This window comes from Salicola sp. AFF1 (assembly GCF_056783195.1).
Genome location: NZ_JBXAYL010000067.1, coordinates 1 through 2,967 on the forward strand (window position 1 = coordinate 1; position 2,967 = coordinate 2,967).

At 56.6% G+C, this 2,967-nt stretch carries 4 protein-coding genes; 1 reads left to right on the forward strand and 3 read right to left on the reverse strand.

Annotated elements, in window-relative coordinates; genetic code table 11:
• Nucleotides 1-80: 80 nt before the first annotated feature.
• Nucleotides 81-1,394, forward strand: coding sequence for a group II intron reverse transcriptase/maturase (gene ltrA / locus AC1RQI_RS16480; protein ID WP_481905701.1), 1,314 nt, complete (start codon nt 81-83; stop codon nt 1,392-1,394).
• A gap of 490 nt (nt 1,395-1,884) precedes the next feature.
• Here ltrA and AC1RQI_RS16485 read toward each other — a convergent pair whose 3' ends face one another.
• From AC1RQI_RS16485 to AC1RQI_RS16495, 3 genes are all read right to left on the reverse strand, one after another.
• Entirely contained in the window at nt 1,885-2,145 is a 261-nt protein-coding gene (locus AC1RQI_RS16485) for a helix-turn-helix domain-containing protein (protein WP_481905702.1), read from the reverse strand.
• Between the two features lies 1 nt (nt 2,146).
• Nucleotides 2,147-2,428, reverse strand: a complete 282-nt coding sequence (locus AC1RQI_RS16490; protein WP_481905703.1) for a type II toxin-antitoxin system RelE/ParE family toxin — start codon at nt 2,426-2,428, stop codon at nt 2,147-2,149.
• Nucleotides 2,429-2,576: 148 nt separating this feature from the next.
• Nucleotides 2,577-2,930, reverse strand: coding sequence for a hypothetical protein (locus tag AC1RQI_RS16495; protein WP_481905704.1), 354 nt, complete (start codon nt 2,928-2,930; stop codon nt 2,577-2,579).
• Nucleotides 2,931-2,967 lie beyond the last annotated feature (37 nt).

Sequence of the window (2,967 nt, forward strand, 5' to 3'; positions counted from 1 at the left end):
CTCCAGTCGTTGAAAGGATGGAGCCAGTGTGAGCGGGGATCAGGCCTGGGAATAGGTGTCGATTTGCTGGCGCTTACCGAATGCCGACCGGCAATGACGTGGCTCAGCGTACGGTCACGAAGCCAGCCTTTAGTGACGATCTGCTCGAAGCCACGCTTAACCGAGCCAATCTGCAACAGGCCTGGAAGCAGGTTCGAGCCAACAAAGGGGCAGCTGGCGTTGATGGCATGACCATCGACGACTTCCCCGACTGGGTAAAGGCTGGCCACTGGAATGCGGTCAGGCAGTCGATTCTTTCGGGCGATTACCAACCGGCGCCGGTAAGGCGGGTTGTCATCGACAAGCCAGACGGTGGCAAGCGTGAGCTTGGCATCCCGACGGTGATAGACCGGGTGATTCAGCAAGCCATTGCCCAGATCCTGATGCCCATCTTCGACCCGGGGTTCTCAACGGACAGCTATGGCTTCCGTCCGGGTCGCAACGCGCACCAGGCGGTGCGACGGGTGCAGAGCATCCTCAAGGAAGGGAAACGCTTTGCCGTGGATGTGGACCTGTCGAAGTTCTTCGACCGGGTGAATCACGACCTGCTGATGACGCACCTGGGCTACAAAGTCCGGGACAAGCGTCTGTTGGGTCTGATCGCCCGGTACCTGCGAGCTGGGATTATCGATAACCAGCTCTATCTGGAAAGTCGGGAAGGTGTACCACAGGGCGGCCCATTGTCGCCTCTGCTGGCCAACATCATGCTCGACCCACTGGATAAAGAACTGGAGCGACGGGGACACCGGTTCGCACGTTATGCGGATGACTTTACCATTCTGGTAAACAGCCGCCGGGCTGGCGACCGGGTACTGGCCAGTATCAGCCACTTCCTGGAGCACCGTCTGAAACTGACGGTCAACACGACCAAGAGCCGTGTGGTCAGAACCAATGAGAGCAAGTTCCTGGGATTTACCTTCAAGGGGGCTCAGATCCATTGGCATCCGGAGACGTTGCGCCGATTCAAACAACGCATCCGGACACTGACCAACCGGAACTGGGGTGTGTCCATGCACTACCAGCTCTTCAAAATCAGCCAATATATCCGTGGCTGGATTCACTACTTTGGTATCGCCACCGGCTACCAGCGTTGCTGCGATCTGGATCACTGGATCCGTCGCCGCGTCCGGATGGCTTACTGGCGACAGTGGCGTAAGCCGCGCACCAAAGTCCGGAATCTGATGAAGCTGGGCGTTCATGTACAGGCCGCCGTTGCGTGTGGCATCACCAGCAAAGGGCCATGGCGTAGTTCCAAGACCCCAGGAATTCAGCAGGCATTATCCAATGACTACCTGAAAGCCGAGGGACTGGTCTCGCTGCGTGATGGCTGGATCCAACTTCACCATTCCCGGTGAAACGCCCTGTGCGGAGCCGCATGCAGGGTGTTGTGGGGGCTGGGGGTTAGATACCCCCGGCTACCCGATTAGTGGCGGGCCCTACGCAAGCCTGCTCCCCGGCACTAAACACAAACGCCTACGCCGATGCCCCTGCACCAGCTACCGCCGATGCTCCATTACTGAAACCACCGCAACCGTTACGGTGAACGAACCTGAACTCAAGGGTAGCGGATCTGCAACTGACTTTCGCCGGACAGCCCCACGACCCTGGCACCAACTTCTCCAACCAGACAGAGCCCGACCGAGCTACCAACTCCCTCTCCGATGCTGACGGCCTTGGCCGAGCACCGACATTTCCGGCTTTCTGCCAACCTTGTGCCAAGGCCCTTGGCACACAGCCAACGAAAGGAACGGAGCCACAGCCCACTAACGCTGAGGTAACCGGCGCCGGAGCGCCAGCGGAGGGAACCAAAAGCGGCACGCTTTTGGCGTCCGGTTGACCGCCTGGTTATGCGGCTGATTCGTCCTCGACATCCCAACCAGGGAACACCAAAACCGCGGGGTGACACCGCAGAGCCCTAGCCAGGACCTTGGCGCGGTCTACACCAAGTCGTACGCGACCATTCTCGATGGCAGAAATGGTGGATTGAGGTATGCCGGTAGCGGTCGCCAGGCCATTCTGACTCATCTCCTGCAATTCACGCAGGATGCGGACTGACTCACCAACAGAAACCTCAAGTCGCTTCTTGGCTTTACGATATTCGCTCATTTCATTTCCTCCCGTAATCGTGGGGAGTTACTTTCTCAACTTCTACTAGCACCTGATCCTTCTGTACCCGGTAGATGACGCGGTACTGGATATTGAGTCGCGAGGAACGGAATCCTTTCCACTTACCTGATAAGGCCTCGTCGTTAAAACCCCGAATATGGCGCAGCCCCTGAGGCCCAGAGATGGCGACAATGTCTTTCCATTTCTCGTACCGCTTCTGGACCTCGACGGGCGCTGCCGCCAGACTCTTTGCCACTCTCCGGTGCTCGAATATCTCCCACATACTAAAGATAGTATGTATATCACATATGGTATGTCAAGTTGCGGAAGCCAGAACCATCACTCCTCAGCCGCATAACGCCGCTAAACACGCGCGGTTACGGAATGGAGGCGAAGCCGCAATGCAGTAACCGTCGCCGTGACTTGCATGGTTATGTCAGTTGGAAGCCGCTTGAACCGGGATTGCCCATTGCAGTTTCCAGGGAATCGCATAGAGCATCCAACTCCTCCTGTAATGGCAAGCTCCGCACCTCTTTTATTGACCTGCATAGATCGCCAACTATTATCTCTAGCCAGAACTCTCCGATTGTTACCCTATGGTATCCTTTTTTGCCGGCCACCTTCTCAAAGGCAGTCGCTTGGTCGGGAAAAGGATATCCGTACTTTAAGATCAGACTTGCCTCCCTGCCAGTGATCTGGACCTCAATGCTGTCTGACACTTTGACACTCTCTGGTTCTGATGACATAACGAGACTGTAGAAAAACTCGCTTCCGGGTTCACCCACAGCCTTCCTACTGATTCATTTCACCAGCGTAGTCGCT